Raw genomic sequence first — 406 nt, 5'->3', positions numbered from 1 at the left:
CCCCCGTGCCGAACGAGGATGGATCCGTCCTGCTCATAGACTTCGATCAACGCGCCGCCCTGTTCGAGCATCGTGAGGTTGAAGCCTGAACCATATTTCACGGGGATCAAGGAAATGCCCCGCTTACGCCAGCGGTTTTGGGCGTTGAACTCGCTGACGTTTTTTTCACGGGCGGCAAATCCGGATTTTTCCATCGCGTAGTCCCAGACTTCCTTCATGTAGCAGGAATCGAGAGGCTCGCCATACGGAGTGGCCTGGCCCTGGCGATACAGATTCCTCGCCCGCACTTCCTCACCGATCAGGCCGACGCCGTGCGCGGCACCTTCAATCGCATCTTCGACGATGATCGCCGCCTGGATCATGCCCATGGTGCGCATGGACGTATTGCTCGTCTTGTCGGTCCGGC

The 406-nt window shown here is 58.9% G+C and carries 1 protein-coding gene; it reads right to left on the bottom strand.

All coding sequences use genetic code 11. The features are described from left to right. The coding region (locus tag SB749_RS18750) for a molybdopterin cofactor-binding domain-containing protein (protein WP_410711629.1) at positions 1-377 on the bottom strand (377 nt) is incomplete at its 3' end. Between the last annotated feature and the right edge of the window lie 29 nt (positions 378-406).

It is taken from the genome of Brevibacterium sp. SIMBA_078 (genome assembly GCF_046534565.1).
Lineage (GTDB): Bacteria > Actinomycetota > Actinomycetes > Actinomycetales > Brevibacteriaceae > Brevibacterium.
Note: the sequence above shows the minus strand (reverse complement) of the source record. Positions and strands in the feature narration are given on the sequence as shown.